Consider the following 18,272-nt stretch of genomic DNA (forward strand, 5'->3'; position numbering starts at 1 on the left):
AACTCACACGAAAGGATTTTTATATGAAACGATTTTTTGCCTGGATGGGAATCCTCATCATCGCCGCGGTATTTCTCTCCCTCATCGTCCTGACATTCACCGGAGGTTCCGAAAATGTCATCATGGCACTTCTCTTCTGCGTCATCGTCATCCCGGTGATGCTCTACGGCTACGCGCTGATCTTAAAATATCTCCGCGGCAGGAACAAAAAAGACGATCAGCAGAATCCGTAATCCTTCGCCATCTTTTCCAGACGGTCAGCAGCCATTTTCAATGTCTCTTTCCCTCTGGAAAAATGCAGGCGGATATAGTTGTTCACCGGCTCCTTAAAGAAACTGGAGCCCGGCACTGCCGCCACACCATACTTCTTTATCATCCATTCACAGAACTCCAGATCTGTCCATCCGGAAAATTCCGGTCTCTCAAGGAATCCAGAAATATCCACAAGAACAAAATAGCTGCCCTGCGGAGTTGTGTGCGGGAGTCCCATCTGCTCCAGTCTTCCGCAGAGATAATCTCTCTTTTCTGTATAAAGGTCTTTCAGCCATTCATAATACTCCGGTCCAAATTTTAAGCCTGTGACTGCTGCTTCCTGAAGAGGTGCCGCAGCGCCCACCGTGAGGAAGTCATGAACCTTCTTTGCCGCCTCGATCACGCGCTCCGGTCCGATCAGATAGCCCAGTCTCCATCCGGTCATGGAATACGTCTTTGAAAGCGAGCTGCAGGTGATCGTCCGCTCGTACATCCCCGGGAGTGCCGCCATGGAAATATGACGGTTTCCATCATAAATAATATACTCGTACACCTCATCGGTGATCACAAATGCATCATACCGCTTCGCAAGCTCTGCAATCTCCTCCATCTCTCCCATAGTAAATACTTTTCCGCACGGATTCGACGGATTACAGAGGATCAGCGCCTTTGCTCCGTCCCGAAACGCCTGCTCCAGGACCGCTCTGTCGTAATGGAAATCCGGCGGCACAAGCGGAATATAGATCGGGTCTGCCCCGGAGAGGATCGCGTCTGCCCCATAGTTTTCATAGAACGGGCTGAAAACCGCAACCTTGTCTCCCGGATTGCACACCGTCATCATCGCTGCCATCATGGCCTCCGTTCCTCCACAGGTCACAACGATCTCCTTATCCGGATCGATCGGACGATTCCATTTCTTTGTATACATGTCTGCCAGAGCATCGCGGAAATTTTTCGCTCCGAATGTGATGGAATACTGGTGAGGGCCATGTTCCGCCGCCACCTTCAATGCCTCCAGGATCTCCTTCGGCGGATCAAAATCCGGGAATCCCTGGCTCAGATTGATGCTGCCCGGCGTCATATCGTTAATTCTCGTCATTCTCCGGATGACGGAGTCCGTAAATGTCTGTACTCTTCTGCTTAATTCCAGCATAGGAAAAACCTCTCTTCTGATGTATTTTGTCATTTATGATACCGCTGCCTCCTGAACAATTACGCACTTGCGGTCCCTGCGGTCTTTTATCCTAGTATCATCTTACCACAACTGATCCGCGTGGCATATTTCTTTTTATTTACAATTTTATAAAAAGAACGGAATCCTACCTTAGTCAGAGATTCCGTTCTTATATTGTTTTCATCTTTATCTATCAGCGAAACTTTATCTCCCCCCTGTAACGCAAAAAGACTCAAGTCTTTCGACTTGAGTCTTTCGTGCGGAAGATGGGACTTGAACCCACACGATGTAACCACCACAAGATCCTTAGTCTTGCTCGTCTGCCAGTTCCGACACTTCCGCGTATCGGGTGTTTCAAGATTTCGTATCTCTCACCGACGCATATTAATATACCACACCTTTTCATGTTTGGCAAGTACTTTTTTAAACTTTTTTTATTTTTTAAATAGCATGTTTTATTTGTACAATTTGTATAGCCTGATAGCTATCAATTAACTTTATCCATAGGTTTTTCTCACGCTTCTCCCTTTACTCTCCACAGGCCAACTGCTGGGGCTTTGATGAAATAATACTCTTCCCCATTGTCCTCATACCAGCCCGTTTCCTTTCCCTTCGGCTGGTATTTTTCCATCATCGGTCCGATATCAGTCCATTCATAGCCCACGGATCTCATGATCTCCTCCGGCATAAGTTTTGGGTCTGCCGCGTAGGTGATCTTAAATCTACCGTCCGATGAGCCGTGGATCAAGTGTGCCGCCGCCATCTCGATTCCGTTGAACTCCCCGTTTTCATAGGCATTCTGTATCTTTTTCGTGCCACTGTAACCGTATTTTCTGATGCAGGAATCTACCTCCTCATTCTCCCCAAAGGATCTTATCCCAGGTGCCAGGATCAGAAGTTCTCCTCCATCTGCGATTGCCATCCTTGTCCGGTAGACCGCTTTATTTCCAACCCAGGTACTGCCGAATTCCACCGGATCCAGCCACGCGACAATCTTTTTCGCTCGCTTCGAAAGCCAGGTGATGTTCTTCTTTTCTGCAAGTCTGCATGCCGCAGAAAATGTCTCCCGCTCCTCGCCGATATAGAGACCGTAGAGATCAGAATCCTGATGTTTCTCACAGGTCACCGTTAGCATAAAGGTAATCTTCAGCTTATCCAGGAAATTTTTCTGCACATAATCGAAAAGCCGCCGTACTGGCGTGTTCTCCCGTCCCATGATCGTCTCAATTCCGCAGATTGCACTGATCATATGGGACTGGTTGATCATATCTCTGCCGCCGACACCCACCAACAGGTTTTTCGTATAGTTAGCCATCCCCACAACTTCATGCGGAACCACCTGTCCCACCGATACAATCCGGTCAAACTCTCCCGAAAGAAGCTTTCTGTTTAACTCAGCCGTAATCGCTCTCCTGTATTTTCCTCCGGTCGCTTCAGAAACAACATCTTCCGGCACAATACAAATATCTTCCGTGTCATTTTTCCAGTTGTGGCTGAGAAAACATGCATCCGGGATTGCTCCAAAAAATGTACTTCTCTCTTCTCTCGTCATCTGCCGGTGTGTCCCCACTGCCGGCATGATCCGGACTTCGCATTGCCCGGACAATTTTTCATACAGATATGCGGTAATCTTTCCCGCATAAGAATAGCATCTCGTAATGTCCGGCGGCAGGATCAGGATTTTCTCTCCCGGTTTAACCCGGCTGATCCACGTTTCCAGTATTCTCTTCCACTTATCATCCGGTAATGCTGCTTCTGAATTTTCTGCATAGATCATTATCTTTCCTCCCATTCATATCGTGTCCCCATCTCATTCGTTTTTCCCTGCACGTACATTCTAGTCATTTCCACAGCCTTGCCTATTTTGCACGGAACACAAACAGCGCAGAGAATCTCTTTTATCAATTCCCTGCGCCCTTTTATTTCAATCTTCCTTTTTTCCTGCTGCGATTCGGGGCTTCAGTCCTTCCTTACATTTTGTTCCGATTCTCTGCTCTCTCCACATTCTTTGTCACAATCAAGTCACTCCCAAGTCCGAGAATATTCTCTGACGCGATGTCCCCCGCGTAAACCGGTGCATCCAGAACGATCCGGCGCACTTCTTCCATAACATTGAAAATCTTTTCTTTCGGCACTGCGCGGTTTAATCGAACACTGGCAAGCGGAAGTACGCCGTTTTTCACGGTGACAGAGCTTGCAATGGTCCGCTTCGGTTCTTCCACTTCCTGCGCCGCATACTGCGCCCCTTTCGGGCACAGATTTCCACTCACAGATTCACATTTTCCATCTGTGATCTGTGCCTCAAGGTCACAGCCATTCGGACATATGATACAGGTCATTTTTCTTATCATAAAATGCGCACCTCCACTTCCTGTTCTCCAGCAAACGCCTCTTCCTTTACCGGTATCTGGATCATCTCCGCCGGAAGCGCTTTCTTCATATATTTTTTTGCAAGGATTTTATCGCCCTGGCAAACTGCAACTGTACAATTCTCAGCTTTCTTCCCGACACGCATGGAAATTGTCACATCTCTTGTTCCACTTATTTTCATCGGAACCGTATGGTTGATTCCCGGTGCTGCTTTTACCGGGATTTTGCATTCCGGCAGTTTTCCATGCTTTACATATTCCACTGCTCCATCAGCCAGTTTTTCTGCCTCCATGGACACAAAATCGACAAGATCATGAACATGTAAAACATTTCCGGCTGCAAAGAATCCTTCCTGTTCTGTCTGGAAATATTCATCTACCACCGCACCTTTAGTTCGGGGATCCAGATGAATTCCCGCATCAATGGAAATCTCATTTTCCGGGATCAAGCCTACAGAAAGGATTACTGTGTCGCAAGTATAATCCTTCTCTGTTCCGGGAATTGGTTTCATATGTTCGTCTACCTTCGCCACTGTAACTCCCGTGACACGTTCATTCCCATGAATATTTGTAATCGTATGACTCAGATACAGTGGAATTTCATAGTCATTCAGACACTGCTCAATATTCCTGGGGAGCCCGCTTGGAATCGGCTGAATCTCAAAAACAGCCTGCACATGAGCCCCTTCGAGTGTCAATCTTCTTGCCATGATCATTCCGATATCGCCAGATCCTAAAATTACCACTTCTTTTCCGATCATACGATTATAAAGATTGATATACGCCTGAGCAACACCTGCTGTAAATACACCAGCAGGACGCTCTCCCGGAATCCCCAAAGCACCTCTTGTCCGTTCCCTGCAGCCCATGGTCAAAATTATAGCTTTGGCCTGGATTTTTTTTAAACCCTCAGGAGATGCCAAGGTCACAATCTTATCCGAAGACACAGAAAGAACGGTTGTATCTGTCATGTAAGGAATTTCAAGTTTTTTTACTTCATCTATAAATTTCTGCGCATATTCAGGTCCGCTCATGGTCTCTCCAAATCTTGTCAGACCAAATCCATCATGAATACACTGACGCAGAATACCGCCCATGGTCTTCTCCCGCTCTACGATCAGGATATTTTTGATTCCTTTTTTATATAGTTCTACTGCTGCTGCAAGTCCAGCCGGACCTCCGCCCACAATCACCACATCACACATCTCCATCTCACCGCTCCTCCTTTCTCACTTCACCGGTAAACATCCAGGAATTCTGTCTCGCATAACGAATATCCGTATCTTTTACGCCAAGCTCATCCTCGATCATCTTTTCAATCCGCATTTGACAGTAACCGCCCTGGCAGCGCCCCATCATAGATCTTGTCCGATATTTAATGCCTGCCATCGTGTGCACACCAAGTGGGTTATGAATTGCCTGCAAAATTTCTGCCTTCGTCACTTTTTCACAACGGCAGATCACTTCTCCGTAATTCGGATCCATTCCGATCAGTTTTGCCTTCGTTTCATCGTCCTGTTCATCAAATCGAAGGATCCCTTTTCGTTTCGGATCAAACTGTGGATTCTCCTCGAATGTTTCATATTCCTGCATCATTCGAACTACCATGCGGCCAATCGGAACTGCCGCTGTAAGTCCCGGAGACTCGATTCCAACAAGATTTACCGCATGCGGGGCCAGCTCCGGACGTATCTCAATTTTAAAATCCTGAATGATTCCGTTTTTGTCCACCCACTTCGGAAGAATCCCAGAATAATTCCGAATGTAATCTGCTTTCCTGATATATGGCCAGATCTCTGATGCGCTCTCTGCAAGATAATCCATATTTTTCTGAGGAACGCCGTAATATGTGAAATTGTCCGTCATCTCTGCATTCGGTCCTATGATCACATTACCGTCTGTAGTATTGGTAACATGGATTCCCATATATGTATTGCTCGGAACCGGATAAATCGGCATCGGAAGAAGTTCTCCCGTTCTGCGGTCAAGAATAATATAATCGCCTTTCGATCCGATCACACGATATCCTTTAATCCCAAGCATATCAGAAATTTTTCCGCACCCAAGGCCGGCGCTGTTGATCACCCAGTGTGCTTCAAAAGTCCCCTGTTTTGTATTCACCACGTAAGAAAGATCTCCCATTTCATCCGTTCTGCGGTCAATCCCCGTTACTTCACAATCAAAGAAATATTCTGCTCCATTCTGGACCGCATTCTCTGCAAGAGCAATCGTATAATTAAAAGGATCCACAATTCCCGAGTTTTTCGAATACATGGCAAACTCTCCCACTGCAGTCGGAACAAGTTGATGAAGTTCTTCTTTGTTTAAAAGATACAGCTCGGATGCACCGTTCCTTTTTCCCTGAACAATTGTTCGTTTTAGTGTTTCCAGATCTTCCGGTGTCTTTCCCACCAGCACTTTTCCGCATCGTTTGAAACTGAACGCCAGATCCTTTGAGAGTTTATCCATTCCCTGATTTCCTTCTACGCAAAGCTTCGCCTTCAATGTTCCCACATCATACGCAAAGCCACCGTGCACTACTCCCGAATTTCTTCCGCTGGTCTCATAACAGACATCCAGATTTTTTTCCAGAACGCCAATGCGCAAACGATACCTCGTCAGTTCTCTCGCAATTGCACTTCCCACAACACCTCCGCCGATAACAAGTACATCAAATCGTCCCATGATTTTTCCTCCTTTTTCGATATTTTATACATCTTTTCGTGTTTTTAGCATTTTTGTTTTAAATTCGTCCTACCTTTTATATTTGAATCTTATCATACTATCATTCTTTTTTCAAGTATCCGATTAATTTTTCTTTTGGCATTTCTGCAGCCTTTTGCAGACTACTTCCAATTTTCGCACTGTTATCATTTCCAACCGCCAACAAAAAAGCTACCTCAGAATTCATCCTATAAATTCCAGGCAGCTTCATCTCATCACTTCTATTTTTGTCGTTTTATACTCTTTCCAGCTCTTCCTCATAGCGGTTCGTATTATAAAGCAAATGGAATCGCATTTCCATCTCCGCTTCATAAGGCTTGTGTTCACGGATATATCGAAAAATCTTCCGATGGGACAGCCGTGTCTGATCATACTCCGTCTGTCCGACTTCTCTTGCAAAAACAGCAACACCTTTCCCGATTACCGGCAAAAGATTTTCCATTACAATATTATGGGTGCACTCGGCAATCTTTGTGTGAAATTTTGTATCCAGATTCGAATAGTCTCCTCGTTTTTCCATCACCAGCTCCATTTCCCTTAAGATTGCAGCAAGCTCCTCAATATCCGCTTCTTTGGCACACTGAGCTGCCAGTCCTGCAATCTGAGGCTCCAGCATAATTCTCACCTGCAAGAGATCCCTCGTCAGCTTCACATGGTCCTCGATCATCGAAAATCCCAGAGGATCATCAGAAATTCCCTGTTTTTCCGAGACAAAAGTCCCGGCTCCCTGTCGAATTTCCAATATATTTCTGGATGCCAGAATCTTCAGTGCCTCCCTCACGGTATTACGCCCGGCCCCTGTTTTCTCACAGAGTTCTTTTTCCGTAGGCAGCTTATCTCCCGCCCGGTATGGCGTCTTCTGAATCATATTCATAATCTCATCTGCGATTTGTTCCACCAGCGTTCGTGCCTGCACTCCCATATATCATCATCTCCTGTTCCTTCATTCACCTCTTCCATTATACATAATCCATTCATTCTTTCCAAGTCCAAATACTTGTCCGTAAATTATCTTTAAAGATATTTTGGTTCATCGATTTATCATTCTCAGCTATGTTCAGTCTGCTTTTCCCTTTTACCTTCTCCAGAAAAAAATTTTTCTACTATAGTAAAGCAAGAGCGAAATCCCACTCAAATCCGGGATTCCGCTCTTATATCACATTCATTTATCAGCATGATCGGACTCTAATTGACGATATATTATATCCACATCAAAATCAGGTGCCGAAGTTTTTCTTCGTTTTTCGAATACCACAGACGCCTGGAAAATCAGGCAATGAACTTTTTAGAAATAAAGTTTTTGTTGATGTGTATAATCTTACCACTCTCGGTTGAAAAAGGAAAGAAGATTTTCCGCCACAACGCAAAAAGACCCAAGTCTCACGACTTGAGTCTTTCGTGCGGAAGATGGGACTTGAACCCACACGATGTAACCACCACAAGATCCTTAGTCTTGCTCGTCTGCCAGTTCCGACACTTCCGCGTATCGGGTGTTTCAAGATTTTGTATCTCTCACCGACGCATATAAATATACCACAGGTTATCATATTTGGCAAGTACTTTTTTGAATTTTTTAAAAAAAATATTTTTTTAGCAATATTCAAAAAACTGTTGACAAATCCATTTCCTTATACTATAATATATCTTGTCAATGAGATACGTCATCTGGCGAGATGCAGAAGTGGCGGAATTGGCAGACGCGCACGGTTCAGGTCCGTGTGATAGCAATATCATGAGGGTTCAAGTCCCTTCTTCTGCACGAAGGCTTAAGTCGAAAGACTTAAGCCTTTTTTGTTTAGTAGAATGTTCCGATGGTACTTCCCATCACCAATTCGCCCGTTCAGTGCAATACGCATCTCGATCATCCCTCCCCTCTATTCCTTTCACTGCCATCCCATCACCGATAAAGCTCCAGACTTGGATCGTCGCCTCTGGGAAACCATTTGAAAGCTGCAAACATTCCCACCGCCAGCCCAGCGAAGCGCCGGTGAGGCTCCGGGCATGGACCGCCTGATCCCGGGAGCTGGTTTCCTCTTAGCCCGCAGGAGAATGCGTTGGAGAGCGGCGGACACTTGTCTGAGCGCAGCGAGTTGTGTCCGCAGCTCTCCGTCCTTAGCATTCTTCTGTGGGGTTAGAGGAACCCTACCGGAATCCCGAAGCGTCCAGGCTCGGAGCCTCACCGGCGCGTACCTTCCGACACTATGAACCAACCCACTTCTCTCTTTCAAACCAACACCCAGCAGCAGACACCCCACCAAGCACAAAAAACCTCCCCGACAGATCACTCCATCAGGAAGGTTTTCTCTTATCTCACCGACAATTAAGCCAGTTTTGTTTTTGCTAACTCAGCAAGCTTTGCAAAGCCCTCTGCGTCGTTGATAGCCATATCGGATAATACCTTACGGTTCATAACAACACCAGCCTGCTTTAAGCCGAACATGAACTTGCTGTAGGAAAGACCGTTGATTCTAGCTGCAGCGTTGATACGAGCGATCCAGAGCTGTCTGAACTGTCTCTTTCTCTCTTTTCTGCCAGCGTAGGAGCTTGTTAAAGCTCTCATTACGGACTGTTTTGCTACTCTATACTGTTTAGAACGAGCTCCTCTGTAACCTTTGGCTAACTTGAGCACTCTGTTATGTCTCTTCTTGGCATTTAAGCCACCTTTAATTCTTGCCATTGCTTAATTTCCTCCTTAATCTTAATTCCGAAAACAAATTATAAATACGGTAAAATCTTCTTCATTACCTTGCTGTTTGTGATATCGGTAACGATGTCTTTTCTAAGATTTCTCTTACGCTTTGTGGATTTCTTAGTTAAGATATGGGACTTATAAGCTTTATTTCTCACTAACTGACCAGTTCCGGTCTTTTTGAAACGTTTTGCAGCTGCTCTGCTTGTTTTCATTTTAGGCATTGTTGTTTCCTCCTTAAAATTGTTCCCTTATCGTTTTGCAGTTAAAAACATTACCAGGCTTCTTCCCTCTACTTTGGAAGGCTTATCGACAACAGCGATATCGGAAAGTTTCTCAGCGAAATCATCCAGAATATACTTCGTCTGGTTCATATGAGCCATCTCACGACCGCGGAAACGAAGCGTAATTTTTACCTTGTTGCCTTTTTCGATGAACTTTCTCGCAGATCCGATCTTTGTATTCAGATCGTTTGTATCGATATTCGGGGAAAGACGAACTTCCTTCACCTCAACCGTTTTCTGCTTCTTTTTCGCTTCCTTCTCCTTACGGATCATCTCATACTTGTATTTGCCGTAATCAATGATCTTACATACCGGCGGCTTCGCTGCCGGAGCAATCTTTACAAGATCCAGTTCTGCATCTCTCGCCATTTTGTAAGCGTCTTTTGCAGACATGATTCCAAGCTGCTCACCATTTTCTCCAATTAAACGAACTTCCTTATCACGGATCTGCTCGTTAATCATTAACTCGCTAATAGCCGTACACCTCCAACTCTCATACTCTACATATGTCGATAGAAAAGAAAAAGCAGATAGGTAACTATCCGCTCGTAACTGCATTGGTTTGGCATGCTGCTGCATGATAAAAACCGATGTCTATGAACCCGGGTCACTTACTCGTGCCAGGGTGAGGCGGATACCTGCTTTCCTGTCAGTTGTTCTCACAACTTATGTAAGTTTACTATAGGAATCCCGTTTTGTCAATCCCTTTCTTTAAAAAAATCATCAGACGTCGCGCTCTCCGTATCAGGTCGATAAGCCGCGTGAAAAAGCCGGAACGCACAGAACGCAGCCGGATTCCATGTCCGCTGCGTCCCGTCACTTCCTTTTTTTATTTTTCCCTGAAGCTCGCACACTCTGTCTGTCCGACCGCCATAGCCCCGTCACCGGCGATCGTGATCCGCTCTGCCCGGCATGTGCGGTCATCATTGTAAAGGCAGTTCATCACATCACAGTCGACCTGCAGCTTCGATTCCGGTGTCTTAAAGAGGTTCTTAAAAAGACCTCCGCGATTTTCCTCAAAACTCCCGCAGCAGGTATCACAGCAGTTTCTCGCCTGTGCGCCCTCCACGAGGATCGTATTTTTACAGCAGCATTTTTCCGCGTTGTGAACACATGTTGTCACTGTACAGTCCAGTTTTGTCATAACATGACCTCCTTTTCTTTTCAGAGATCATTATGAACAAAAAGGTCCCGGATTATTCACCACGGAACCTTTTTCTGGCATATCTGCACCACGCAGTCGTTATTTTTTGCCTGTTTTACGCCTCTTCCACCGGATATTTCAGTCTCTTCAGGCGTTCCATCAGCGTGCTGCTGTCCTTCATGAGCGGATAGATCGTAACGATCGGCTTGTCATTCTTATCGATCAGTTCATAACTCACGATCGAACCCGTCTTTTTCTTCTTATACACGACCGCTTTTTTCAGATCCGTAAATGGGACCACTTTTTTCCTTCCGATCACAGGATTCACCCGGATCGTCTTTCCATCGATCGTAGTCTTCCATAAAAGCCCCCAAAGAGCAAACAGGAGACCAGCGATCCCGCAGATAACATAGAATGCCTTGATAAACGGTTTTCCATCCGCTGCCGGATTCATAAAAAAGCTCCCCATTGTCAATACATCCACGATCCCCATGAACGGCACCACCAACGTATACTTCAGTTTGAGTGTCGGCAGTTTCTCGATCTGCATCTTCTCTTCTTTCTTGATCTTCATCCCCACAATCCTCTCCGTTTTATTTTTCGCGCAGATCACTCATCCCGCACAGTCCCTGTCCCAGGCAGGAAGTTTTGATCCATTTACGCATTTTTTACTTTCTCGATCACCTTATTGCAGCGTTTCTCAAGGAAGCCTCCAAAAGTCTCCTTCTTCCCGCGGTAAAAACCGGCTTTCTCCACCGGTATCGCAATAGAACGGTTCCAGAAGATCATATAATATTTGCTGGTCTCCTTGATCCATGCGATCCCTTCGTACTGGTACTCCGTGATGATCCCCGGACGCTCCACGGTAAAGGTATCCTCATAGAAATTCAGGGTGCAGCGCTCTCCTTTTAAGCCGGAACTCTCCAGAAGCTGCAGAGCCTGATTTTTATCTGCCGATATCGAATTTGTCTTTTTCCCGGAAGTCTCCCCGTTCTGTCTCTCATTCATTCGTCTCAAGACCACCGCTGCCACAAGGCCGCAGAGCACCGCCTGCAGGATCCTCGTAGACGTTTCAAGCTGTCCGAACGCCATGTAAACAGCTGCTCCCACAAGAAGCGCCATCAATGTATCCTTCAGTCCGAAATCCGGGAGCTGAAACCGGATCTTCTTTCCGTTTTCTTCCTTCGGCATCATCCTCGGTTTGGATGCCACGACCTGATGATAAAACATATCTTCATCATATGTTGATCTTACTGCGTATATTGGTTCCATCCTGCACCTCCTATCGTACCGTGAGCTGTTCCATCGGAAGATGACATTTTTCCGTGAGGAAACCTGCAAGTTCCGTGGAATTTCCCTGCACCGCGTCATCCTTCATGAAATACCGGACCACATTTCCGCGTTCCACGATCACATACATGCCGGACATATCTATGAGACGTCCCACATTATCGTACTTCACATGGGATTTCTCATTCTTTCCGACAACCTCATATCCGTCATCATAGAAGCGGTATTCCCACTGGTAATTGTCATCCATCTTTCCTACCTCAAACTGCAGATGGATCTGTTTCTTCGCATCCATCCAGCCTTTGAGGAGCGCATATCCGCCGAACAGGAATCCCATGGCACAAAGGATCCCGATCATCATCAGCGCATCCCCGATCGTGCCTCCGACGATCGCCTTCGCTGCCATGCAGAGCAGGAACACCCCCAGAAAGATCGACATGATGCGTTTTCCGCCGGACTGGAAACCAAGTTTCCGGACTCCTTTTTCCAGATGAAGCAGCTTTTCTTCCGTCACATGGTGCCGGATGATAAACCTCGCATCCTTTTCATTCCGTAATTCCATCTTATTCCTCCTTGTGTCGCAACTATTTTTTCAGAACTATTACTGGAAGACAATGATCGCCGCTGTCAAGCTCACGATCCCCAGAATGATCGATGCCGAGTTCACTGCACTGGCCAGATTGATATCTCCATCAAGCATGGACGTATACGCGACTCCGAGCGCCGATACCGGACCAAACATCAAGATCGCAAGTGTTCTGCGGATCTCCTGGGAAAATGGAAGGAACTGATAAAACAGGACCGCCAGGACCGCCGAGATCAAGAAGCGGGTTCCCAGGATCTTCGCCACACTGCCTGTCTGTTCTCTCGTCATATGTAATTCCAGTCCCAGACCGATCATTATCATGGAAAGGAATGTATTGGCATTTCCCACCGTCTCAGCAACCTGGTCCGCAAAGACCGGAAGCCGGAGTCCCGCCATGGTCAGCGCCGTCATGATCACATAGCAGTCAAAAGGAACCGATTTTAAAAGCTGCACCACGATCCTGCGGATTTGGTGTTTATCCCCGTTTCCTCCTTTTCCGGCAACTGACATCGCCACTGCATAGGAACCGCCGGTACAGACCACCGCGTTTCCCGTATCAAAGAGACTCGTGCACGCCACGCCGGGCGCACCTAAAAATCCCTGGACGAACGGCATGGTAAAACATCCAATATTATATCCCGAAGCATTCACAAGACCAAAGGCCTTCTGCTCTCTCGTTCCCCTTGCGAACAGTCCGTAGCCGATCACCGCGTACGCGCCGCTGCACAGGAAGCCGATCAATACGATCACCAGCATGGAGACATCCATGGTCGCCTGGCCGAAATTATGGATGATCGCCGCCGGCAGCGTGATCTTTGTGACAAGTTTTGAGAAGACCGGAAGATCCGTCTGATGCAAAAGACCAATCTTTTTTAAACCGTATCCCATCAGGATGATCAGAAAAAAACATCCCGCTTTCAATAATACTGCACTCATTTTTCATGTCCCTCTTTTTATGTCTTTTTGGCAGAAATATAAACAAAGGTTATTATATCTCAAAGTCGCGATCGAATCAATCACTCTTTTCCATCCGGAAAAGTATTGATCCCATATCCCAGAGTGATTTCACATAGCGATTTCGTTTTTCCCGCACTGGACAGTTTTCTGTTCTGATGTTATACTTGTTCTGTTCTCATACAGTTTTCAGGGAGGTTTTTTACCATGTCCGAAGAAAAAGATGCAAAAATTCAGGAACTGGAAGCCGAGATTGCCCGTTTGAAAGAAGAAAATTCAAAGCTTCAGGAGACTGTCCAGTGGATGCATGACCTGATCTGGAAGATGGTCCGTGACCGCGAGGGGCAGAAAGGAGATCCTGCCGATGGTACATACGCTTGTTCCGATGTCCGTGAAGATCAAGATCAAAAACTTTGAGACACCGGCACGGCTGATCAATCACATGGAATTATCCTGTGCAGTTGGTATGGCATGCCGCGAGGCTTCGCTCCCATGCCCGGTGGGAACTGCAGGAATGGGGCTCAAAGAGTTCGTAAAGTCGGTTCCGGATACTATTTTTTCAAGTCCGGCCGTCAATGAGAAATTGAAGGTTCTGATCCGCGATTATATCTATAAGAAGGGCGAGGTTCTGGATGACGACTCACTGATCACCCTGAAACTCGGATATGAAGAATCTTAGGTGTGGCTGCCGCGAGCAGGTCAGCCGCATAATCTGATCCGGATCCGGATCATAATGGAAGGAGTTTACAGCGATGGGAATTACTGAAAAAGAGTTTCTCGATAAAATGATCGCGCTGGCAAAAGCAGGCGAGGATGAAATGGAGCATTTAAAATGCATGTTTTACGCATGGGCAGAATTTTTCGAAGCTGACGAGGAGACCGTAAACGGGATTACCGAACTTCTCGCTGACGCCGCGGAGATTTCCGATAAAGATGCGTTTATCAAAAATTTAAGCTGTATTTTATAATTGCAAAAAGACCGGATCCTGCGTAAAGAACGGATCCGGTCTTTTTTGTTTACGCGAACAACGAGCCAAAGTCCGCGCTTGCGCGAGACCTTGGCGACTGTCGTGATAACTTCCCGTTACGCAAAAGGTTCATTTTTATTTCTCTGTGCTGTCATCTTCCGGGCAGAGATACTCGATCAGAGCGTCCTGCTCTTTTCCGGACAGGCGGAAGAAACCTTCGCCTACGCAGAGGTAACCATCTTCAACATAAACTTCGCTGGAATCAAAATACTCGCCTTTCGCGAACTTGCGGTTTAATTCCGCATTGATCTCGCCGTAGTTTTCCACTCCGAGGATCTTGTTCTTCTTCTGTTCGATCTTCATTAAGTGATAATATGCTTTCTTTAAGTAATCGCCCCGTTTTTTCATAAGAGTTCTCCTTTGCTTTTTATATTCTCTGCAATAAAAGTGTACGGGATAATGCTGAGTTTGTCAATCAGGTATCCTGTTTCTTCAAAAAAATAAGAACCCCGCACCCCCGCATAAACGCTGGATTTCTCGAGATTCTTATAAGTGGACCTGAGGGGAATCGAACCCATAACCATAGATTCCATGATAGCTCCATAAATAGCGTTTTTCCTTATTTTATGCAGGTTTCACAGGAATTTTATAAACCTATTTCTTACTGTTTTTTCTCCCAAAAACGCTCTTTTTCGCAACTATGCAACACGAAATGCAACACGAATATGCTCTCTTAGATGTCCTGCATTCTTTCCTTATATGAATATATTCTACATTTTTTGTTAAGGAATCGGCTCTTACTTATGCGGGATGCCGTCTCTTCCCTACTTTTCTACATACCACACTTCCATCGCCCCATTTGGTCTGCTGTGCCAGCACGCCCCCTGAAGATCTCCATCTTCCTGAAGATAGTACCAGTCTCCCGAGCCGTCAGCCGGATCCACCTGCTTCGTATCAGGATTCCACCGGTGCCAGCCGGTCCGGATGTACCCGTTCGTCCCGAAGAGGTAATGGTGGTGGTTGATCAGGCGCCAGTCATTCACTACCCAGGATCCGTCCTCATTCTGCCACCACCAGCCGTGCGCGTCGTGCTGCCAGCCTTCTACGATCTGTTTTTCTTCCGCCGATGGCCATGTCTTCATGAACTGTTCCGGACTCTTAAATTTCTTTTTTATCCCGCTCGTCGATGATCCCCAGTCTGGCAACTGGAAGTGTGGTTTATCTGTGATGGATTTCCAGTTTCCACCCCATTCGAGACCAAGTGTCACTCCGATCTTCCCGACTTTCGTGAAAAATCCATCTTTATCATAATACGCACCATGCCCATCCACTCGGTAAATATCAAAGGCTGTGCCCCACTGATGATAGCTGCTATAGCTGCTGCCCTTTGCATTCGTGACGATCTTACCCGGCTTCGATCTCCCCTGTGCGTACAAGGCATCCTGCTCCGCAGTCGTCCGGAGTGTTTCTCCAATTTTAATCTGTAATTCCTGATCAGCACATTTACGGATCAGCTCCGCGGCCAGTGCCTGGAGTCGTGGATGGCATAAGGTAATGTCTCTCATAGTCTTGTCCTCTTTTCTTTATGATATGAAAAAAGATCAGGATATGTTTTCCTGATCAAAGTTTAATTTTCTGGTATCTTGCAATCTTATTCTGCATATGCTATAATGCCGTTAGGCAAGAAAAGATGTTATATGCCAGTGATGGCAAAGCGAAAACCCCGGAGTGGTCGAGACTCCGGGGTTTTCTTCTCATTTTATGTAGTTGAGCATCTACAGGCTAGTTACCGGCTATTTGTCGCCATCTAACCATTTGATGATGTAGTGGCAAACCACACCAGCCATGACGGCGACAAGAAAAGATGTTATTGTTTCCAATGACGGCACCTCCTTCCTGTCACCAGTTTGGGAGGCGGTAACATTGGCATTATAGCATACAAATCTGTTTCATTCTACATGTTTTGACATTCTTTGTTGCGACGTCGCAACGGTCATATCCCGGACCGTGACGGGAGATAGATGGATCACCTCCTCCTAATCTTTCAGATTTGTTTCATTGCTGCTATCGATTTTATCTTTCAGAACTGCAATGTACTTCATCAGCCATTCAGGTACCGGTGCACCCATGCGACCGGCGTTTTCTGTAATTGATAAGGCTTCATTCAATAAGTACCACACCGTTGTAAGAAGGGACAGCATCGCAGATGGCAAATGATATCCGAGATTTCCAGATGTCTTTGCTAAGATGTAATCAATTACAATTGCCACAGTGATCACAAATAAGTATGCGATCTTCTTTGCGATTCCCTTTGCTCCTTTTTTACTGGACCAACCATATGATGTGTCTCCCGGATGATCAATCGCTTCCACCATACTCGCAATCATCCCACTGATATAGTCAACGACCATTAAAAAGACAAGCAGCCCCAGCAAATAAAATGTGATTCCCAACTTTTCAGACAAAAAAGCGATTACTCCAGTTGCAAGCAGCTGGATTGTTGTACATGTACCTTTGCTCATTTTCATTTCTCCTTTTGATTTCCTTACTATATTGTATGTTTGTCCGTCAGATCAGTCTGTAGTGTGGCCGTTCCTCCCCGAACTTTCGGTACCGGATCCAATCATCCAGAACAATCCCGGCCAGCGCCACCGGCAGCCACAGCACAAAGTACTGCGGACAGATCTGCCCCAAGAGGTTGCCCGGAAGCCCGCTGTAGTCCCAGACTCCCCAGCCGAGCCACAGATTGACGATGCAGCCGGTCAAGAACTCTAATGTCGTGATTCCGACCGCACCGATGAGGATCTGCTGCCATAACGGCATCTGCCAGGGAATAACCTCGTTGATCAATCCCAGAAATACGAAACAGATCCCACCGAGTAAAAACATGGTCCAGTGACTCCGGCCGCGCCAGATCAGTTCGATCAATATGTAAAGCAGTCCGCCAACATTAAACAGGAACAGATATTTGTTCAGTAGCCTGTGACTCATCCACATCACTCACACCTTCTTTCATTGATGCAATATATGCCTTGAGGACATCTGACTGGTACTGTTCCGGCACATCTGCACCATAATAGATCTGCTGGATCTCATCTGCTGTCTCACATCCTGCAATCCACATGTTTACGGCATTGCAATAGGTCGTATGGTAAGATACGTAAGCCATTGCCGTGGATGTGATGATCTGCATATCCTCTGCACTGTAGTATCGGCATGGCTGTCCGTCCGCGTGGTACTCAAGCTCAGTGGTGCCTGCTGCAAGTTGTACCTGCTTACCGAAGAGATTGAGCTGATCATGCTCCGTCAAACTAAAATGCTCCGTGGATCCATCCGTAAGAGTCACATCGACTCCGGAATAGATGGCAGTCTCACATGCCTGACTGATCTCTCGTTTTTTCGCCACCTGCAGCTCTTCCAGAGTCGGAACATACGGCTCCGGAGGAAGGATCTCGCCACCAGTATCCGGATCTGGTGTCTGGTACACGCTGCCATCATCTGACAGATAGACCGTCTGGCCCTCGTCGCGATAAACTGTAGTCCATCCGGACAATGTCGCACATTCAACGTCTCCGGCCGTGTAAAGTACAATGTCACCGTTCCACTTTGTAGGCGGCGTACCGGCAAAAACGATCTGCAGCACATGCGGTTCGATCGTCTGGATGCTCCTGATCTCGTAGAGCTTACCCTTGACTTTGATTTTTTCCATGATTTTTACCTCCATGATTTATTTTTTTGTATATAAAAAGGACCCTCGCGGATCCTGAATTTTCAAATTTATGTGATTTTTCAATTGACTTTTATCTCTATGAGTTGATTTTTCTTCTTTCCCTCAATT

24 protein-coding genes and 3 tRNA genes are annotated in these 18,272 nt (G+C 46.2%); 5 read left to right on the forward strand and 22 right to left on the reverse strand.

The window, feature by feature from the left end; translation table 11 throughout:
* Nucleotides 1-23: 23 nt before the first annotated feature.
* Nucleotides 24-233, forward strand: a complete 210-nt coding sequence (locus tag FN001_RS09860; protein ID WP_142411692.1) for a hypothetical protein — start codon at nucleotides 24-26, stop codon at nucleotides 231-233.
* Here FN001_RS09860 and FN001_RS09865 read toward each other — a convergent pair.
* The 9 genes from FN001_RS09865 to FN001_RS09900 form a co-directional block, all read right to left on the reverse strand.
* Entirely contained in the window at nucleotides 218-1,405 is a 1,188-nt protein-coding gene (locus FN001_RS09865) for a pyridoxal phosphate-dependent aminotransferase (RefSeq protein ID WP_142411745.1), read from the reverse strand. The genes FN001_RS09860 and FN001_RS09865 overlap by 16 nt on opposite strands.
* Nucleotides 1,406-1,684: 279 nt before the next feature.
* Nucleotides 1,685-1,768 (reverse strand) — tRNA-Leu (locus FN001_RS09870).
* A gap of 172 nt (nucleotides 1,769-1,940) precedes the next feature.
* Nucleotides 1,941-3,203, reverse strand: a complete 1,263-nt coding sequence (locus FN001_RS09875) for a nickel-dependent putative hexonate epimerase (RefSeq protein WP_142411693.1) — start codon at nucleotides 3,201-3,203, stop codon at nucleotides 1,941-1,943.
* A gap of 193 nt (nucleotides 3,204-3,396) precedes the next feature.
* Nucleotides 3,397-3,777: a DUF1667 domain-containing protein gene (locus tag FN001_RS09880; protein ID WP_142411694.1), complete on the reverse strand. Its 381-nt coding sequence runs from the start codon at nucleotides 3,775-3,777 to the stop codon at nucleotides 3,397-3,399.
* Nucleotides 3,774-5,006, reverse strand: coding sequence for an NAD(P)/FAD-dependent oxidoreductase (locus FN001_RS09885; protein WP_142411695.1), 1,233 nt, complete (start codon nucleotides 5,004-5,006; stop codon nucleotides 3,774-3,776). Before FN001_RS09885 ends, FN001_RS09880 begins: the two co-directional genes overlap by 4 nt.
* Before the next feature lies 1 nt (nucleotide 5,007).
* A complete protein-coding gene (locus FN001_RS09890) occupies nucleotides 5,008-6,480 on the reverse strand; it encodes an NAD(P)/FAD-dependent oxidoreductase (protein WP_486463504.1) in 1,473 nt (490 codons plus the stop codon).
* A gap of 100 nt (nucleotides 6,481-6,580) precedes the next feature.
* The gene (locus tag FN001_RS18095) at nucleotides 6,581-6,730 is read right to left on the reverse strand and encodes a hypothetical protein (protein WP_185911889.1); all 150 of its coding nucleotides are present in this window, start codon (nucleotides 6,728-6,730) and stop codon (nucleotides 6,581-6,583) included.
* A gap of 24 nt (nucleotides 6,731-6,754) precedes the next feature.
* Nucleotides 6,755-7,441: a FadR/GntR family transcriptional regulator gene (locus FN001_RS09895; protein ID WP_486463505.1), complete on the reverse strand. Its 687-nt coding sequence runs from the start codon at nucleotides 7,439-7,441 to the stop codon at nucleotides 6,755-6,757.
* Nucleotides 7,442-7,918: 477 nt separating this feature from the next.
* Nucleotides 7,919-8,002: transfer RNA gene (locus FN001_RS09900), tRNA-Leu, on the reverse strand.
* Nucleotides 8,003-8,194: 192 nt separating this feature from the next.
* Between FN001_RS09900 and FN001_RS09905 the strand changes: the two genes are divergently transcribed.
* Nucleotides 8,195-8,278, forward strand: a tRNA-Leu gene (locus tag FN001_RS09905).
* Nucleotides 8,279-8,839: 561 nt separating this feature from the next.
* Here the strand turns inward: FN001_RS09905 and rplT are convergent.
* The 8 genes from rplT to FN001_RS09945 form a co-directional block, all read right to left on the reverse strand.
* Nucleotides 8,840-9,196: a 50S ribosomal protein L20 gene (gene rplT / locus FN001_RS09910; protein WP_118298422.1), complete on the reverse strand. Its 357-nt coding sequence runs from the start codon at nucleotides 9,194-9,196 to the stop codon at nucleotides 8,840-8,842.
* Nucleotides 9,197-9,234: 38 nt separating this feature from the next.
* The gene (gene rpmI / locus FN001_RS09915) at nucleotides 9,235-9,432 is read right to left on the reverse strand and encodes a 50S ribosomal protein L35 (RefSeq protein WP_021906099.1); all 198 of its coding nucleotides are present in this window, start codon (nucleotides 9,430-9,432) and stop codon (nucleotides 9,235-9,237) included.
* A gap of 27 nt (nucleotides 9,433-9,459) precedes the next feature.
* Nucleotides 9,460-9,954 carry a translation initiation factor IF-3 gene (gene infC / locus FN001_RS09920; protein WP_118298421.1) on the reverse strand — a complete coding sequence of 165 codons (495 nt, stop codon included), beginning with the start codon at nucleotides 9,952-9,954 and terminating at the stop codon, nucleotides 9,460-9,462.
* Nucleotides 9,955-10,321: 367 nt separating this feature from the next.
* Nucleotides 10,322-10,636 carry a DUF1540 domain-containing protein gene (locus tag FN001_RS09925; RefSeq protein WP_118322093.1) on the reverse strand — a complete coding sequence of 105 codons (315 nt, stop codon included), beginning with the start codon at nucleotides 10,634-10,636 and terminating at the stop codon, nucleotides 10,322-10,324.
* Nucleotides 10,637-10,751: 115 nt separating this feature from the next.
* The gene (locus FN001_RS09930; protein WP_118529723.1) at nucleotides 10,752-11,210 is read right to left on the reverse strand and encodes a DUF6560 family protein; all 459 of its coding nucleotides are present in this window, start codon (nucleotides 11,208-11,210) and stop codon (nucleotides 10,752-10,754) included.
* Nucleotides 11,211-11,293: 83 nt separating this feature from the next.
* Complete coding sequence (locus tag FN001_RS09935) at nucleotides 11,294-11,908, reverse strand: YcxB family protein (protein ID WP_142411697.1); 615 nt, start codon at nucleotides 11,906-11,908, stop codon at nucleotides 11,294-11,296.
* 10 nt (nucleotides 11,909-11,918) lie between these two features.
* Nucleotides 11,919-12,488, reverse strand: coding sequence for a hypothetical protein (locus FN001_RS09940; protein WP_142411698.1), 570 nt, complete (start codon nucleotides 12,486-12,488; stop codon nucleotides 11,919-11,921).
* A 39-nt stretch (nucleotides 12,489-12,527) separates the two neighbouring features.
* A complete protein-coding gene (locus tag FN001_RS09945) occupies nucleotides 12,528-13,448 on the reverse strand; it encodes an AEC family transporter (RefSeq protein ID WP_142411699.1) in 921 nt (306 codons plus the stop codon).
* Between the two features lie 225 nt (nucleotides 13,449-13,673).
* Between FN001_RS09945 and FN001_RS09950 the strand changes: the two genes are divergently transcribed.
* From FN001_RS09950 to FN001_RS09960, 3 genes are all read left to right on the forward strand, one after another.
* Nucleotides 13,674-13,883: a hypothetical protein gene (locus FN001_RS09950; protein ID WP_118529719.1), complete on the forward strand. Its 210-nt coding sequence runs from the start codon at nucleotides 13,674-13,676 to the stop codon at nucleotides 13,881-13,883.
* Nucleotides 13,831-14,145 carry a DUF3837 family protein gene (locus FN001_RS09955; protein WP_118529718.1) on the forward strand — a complete coding sequence of 105 codons (315 nt, stop codon included), beginning with the start codon at nucleotides 13,831-13,833 and terminating at the stop codon, nucleotides 14,143-14,145. The genes FN001_RS09950 and FN001_RS09955 overlap by 53 nt, the downstream gene beginning before the upstream one ends.
* A 73-nt stretch (nucleotides 14,146-14,218) precedes the next feature.
* Complete coding sequence (locus FN001_RS09960; protein ID WP_142411700.1) at nucleotides 14,219-14,434, forward strand: hypothetical protein; 216 nt, start codon at nucleotides 14,219-14,221, stop codon at nucleotides 14,432-14,434.
* 135 nt (nucleotides 14,435-14,569) lie between these two features.
* On the opposite strand, the gene FN001_RS09965 is transcribed toward FN001_RS09960, so the two are convergent.
* The 5 genes from FN001_RS09965 to FN001_RS09985 all read right to left on the reverse strand — a co-directional run bounded on the left by FN001_RS09965 (nucleotide 14,570) and on the right by FN001_RS09985 (nucleotide 18,143).
* Entirely contained in the window at nucleotides 14,570-14,842 is a 273-nt protein-coding gene (locus tag FN001_RS09965) for a hypothetical protein (protein ID WP_142411701.1), read from the reverse strand.
* A 416-nt stretch (nucleotides 14,843-15,258) separates the two neighbouring features.
* Entirely contained in the window at nucleotides 15,259-15,999 is a 741-nt protein-coding gene (locus FN001_RS09970) for a M15 family metallopeptidase (protein ID WP_142411702.1), read from the reverse strand.
* Between the two features lie 471 nt (nucleotides 16,000-16,470).
* Nucleotides 16,471-16,956 carry a phage holin family protein gene (locus FN001_RS09975; RefSeq protein WP_118322109.1) on the reverse strand — a complete coding sequence of 162 codons (486 nt, stop codon included), beginning with the start codon at nucleotides 16,954-16,956 and terminating at the stop codon, nucleotides 16,471-16,473.
* Between the two features lie 46 nt (nucleotides 16,957-17,002).
* Nucleotides 17,003-17,431 (reverse strand): putative ABC transporter permease, encoded by a 429-nt coding sequence (locus tag FN001_RS09980; protein WP_486463506.1) that lies wholly within the window; start codon nucleotides 17,429-17,431, stop codon nucleotides 17,003-17,005.
* Entirely contained in the window at nucleotides 17,385-18,143 is a 759-nt protein-coding gene (locus FN001_RS09985) for a DUF4376 domain-containing protein (protein WP_142411703.1), read from the reverse strand. The genes FN001_RS09980 and FN001_RS09985 overlap by 47 nt, the downstream gene beginning before the upstream one ends.
* Nucleotides 18,144-18,272: the final 129 nt, after the last annotated feature.

The sequence above is a fragment of the Clostridium sp. Marseille-P7770 genome (assembly GCF_902143525.1).
Lineage (GTDB): Bacteria > Bacillota > Clostridia > Lachnospirales > Lachnospiraceae > Pilosibacter.

What these genes read in the sequence shown, in the direction of transcription:
- FN001_RS09860 (WP_142411692.1), top strand. Translation starts at nt 24, where the DNA reads ATGAAACGATTTTTTGCCTGGATGGGAATCCTCATCATCGCCGCGGTA.
- FN001_RS09865 (WP_142411745.1), bottom strand. Translation starts at nt 1,405, where the DNA reads ATGCTGGAATTAAGCAGAAGAGTACAGACATTTACGGACTCCGTCATC.
- FN001_RS09875 (WP_142411693.1), bottom strand. Translation starts at nt 3,203, where the DNA reads ATGATCTATGCAGAAAATTCAGAAGCAGCATTACCGGATGATAAGTGG.
- FN001_RS09880 (WP_142411694.1), bottom strand. Translation starts at nt 3,777, where the DNA reads ATGATAAGAAAAATGACCTGTATCATATGTCCGAATGGCTGTGACCTT.
- FN001_RS09885 (WP_142411695.1), bottom strand. Translation starts at nt 5,006, where the DNA reads ATGGAGATGTGTGATGTGGTGATTGTGGGCGGAGGTCCGGCTGGACTT.
- FN001_RS09890 (WP_486463504.1), bottom strand. Translation starts at nt 6,480, where the DNA reads ATGGGACGATTTGATGTACTTGTTATCGGCGGAGGTGTTGTGGGAAGT.
- FN001_RS18095 (WP_185911889.1), bottom strand. Translation starts at nt 6,730, where the DNA reads ATGAAGCTGCCTGGAATTTATAGGATGAATTCTGAGGTAGCTTTTTTG.
- FN001_RS09895 (WP_486463505.1), bottom strand. Translation starts at nt 7,441, where the DNA reads ATGGGAGTGCAGGCACGAACGCTGGTGGAACAAATCGCAGATGAGATT.
- rplT (WP_118298422.1), bottom strand. Translation starts at nt 9,196, where the DNA reads ATGGCAAGAATTAAAGGTGGCTTAAATGCCAAGAAGAGACATAACAGA.
- rpmI (WP_021906099.1), bottom strand. Translation starts at nt 9,432, where the DNA reads ATGCCTAAAATGAAAACAAGCAGAGCAGCTGCAAAACGTTTCAAAAAG.
- infC (WP_118298421.1), bottom strand. Translation starts at nt 9,954, where the DNA reads ATGATTAACGAGCAGATCCGTGATAAGGAAGTTCGTTTAATTGGAGAA.
- FN001_RS09925 (WP_118322093.1), bottom strand. Translation starts at nt 10,636, where the DNA reads ATGACAAAACTGGACTGTACAGTGACAACATGTGTTCACAACGCGGAA.
- FN001_RS09930 (WP_118529723.1), bottom strand. Translation starts at nt 11,210, where the DNA reads ATGAAGATCAAGAAAGAAGAGAAGATGCAGATCGAGAAACTGCCGACA.
- FN001_RS09935 (WP_142411697.1), bottom strand. Translation starts at nt 11,908, where the DNA reads ATGGAACCAATATACGCAGTAAGATCAACATATGATGAAGATATGTTT.
- FN001_RS09940 (WP_142411698.1), bottom strand. Translation starts at nt 12,488, where the DNA reads ATGGAATTACGGAATGAAAAGGATGCGAGGTTTATCATCCGGCACCAT.
- FN001_RS09945 (WP_142411699.1), bottom strand. Translation starts at nt 13,448, where the DNA reads ATGAGTGCAGTATTATTGAAAGCGGGATGTTTTTTTCTGATCATCCTG.
- FN001_RS09950 (WP_118529719.1), top strand. Translation starts at nt 13,674, where the DNA reads ATGTCCGAAGAAAAAGATGCAAAAATTCAGGAACTGGAAGCCGAGATT.
- FN001_RS09955 (WP_118529718.1), top strand. Translation starts at nt 13,831, where the DNA reads ATGGTACATACGCTTGTTCCGATGTCCGTGAAGATCAAGATCAAAAAC.
- FN001_RS09960 (WP_142411700.1), top strand. Translation starts at nt 14,219, where the DNA reads ATGGGAATTACTGAAAAAGAGTTTCTCGATAAAATGATCGCGCTGGCA.
- FN001_RS09965 (WP_142411701.1), bottom strand. Translation starts at nt 14,842, where the DNA reads ATGAAAAAACGGGGCGATTACTTAAAGAAAGCATATTATCACTTAATG.
- FN001_RS09970 (WP_142411702.1), bottom strand. Translation starts at nt 15,999, where the DNA reads ATGAGAGACATTACCTTATGCCATCCACGACTCCAGGCACTGGCCGCG.
- FN001_RS09975 (WP_118322109.1), bottom strand. Translation starts at nt 16,956, where the DNA reads ATGAGCAAAGGTACATGTACAACAATCCAGCTGCTTGCAACTGGAGTA.
- FN001_RS09980 (WP_486463506.1), bottom strand. Translation starts at nt 17,431, where the DNA reads ATGTGGATGAGTCACAGGCTACTGAACAAATATCTGTTCCTGTTTAAT.
- FN001_RS09985 (WP_142411703.1), bottom strand. Translation starts at nt 18,143, where the DNA reads ATGGAAAAAATCAAAGTCAAGGGTAAGCTCTACGAGATCAGGAGCATC.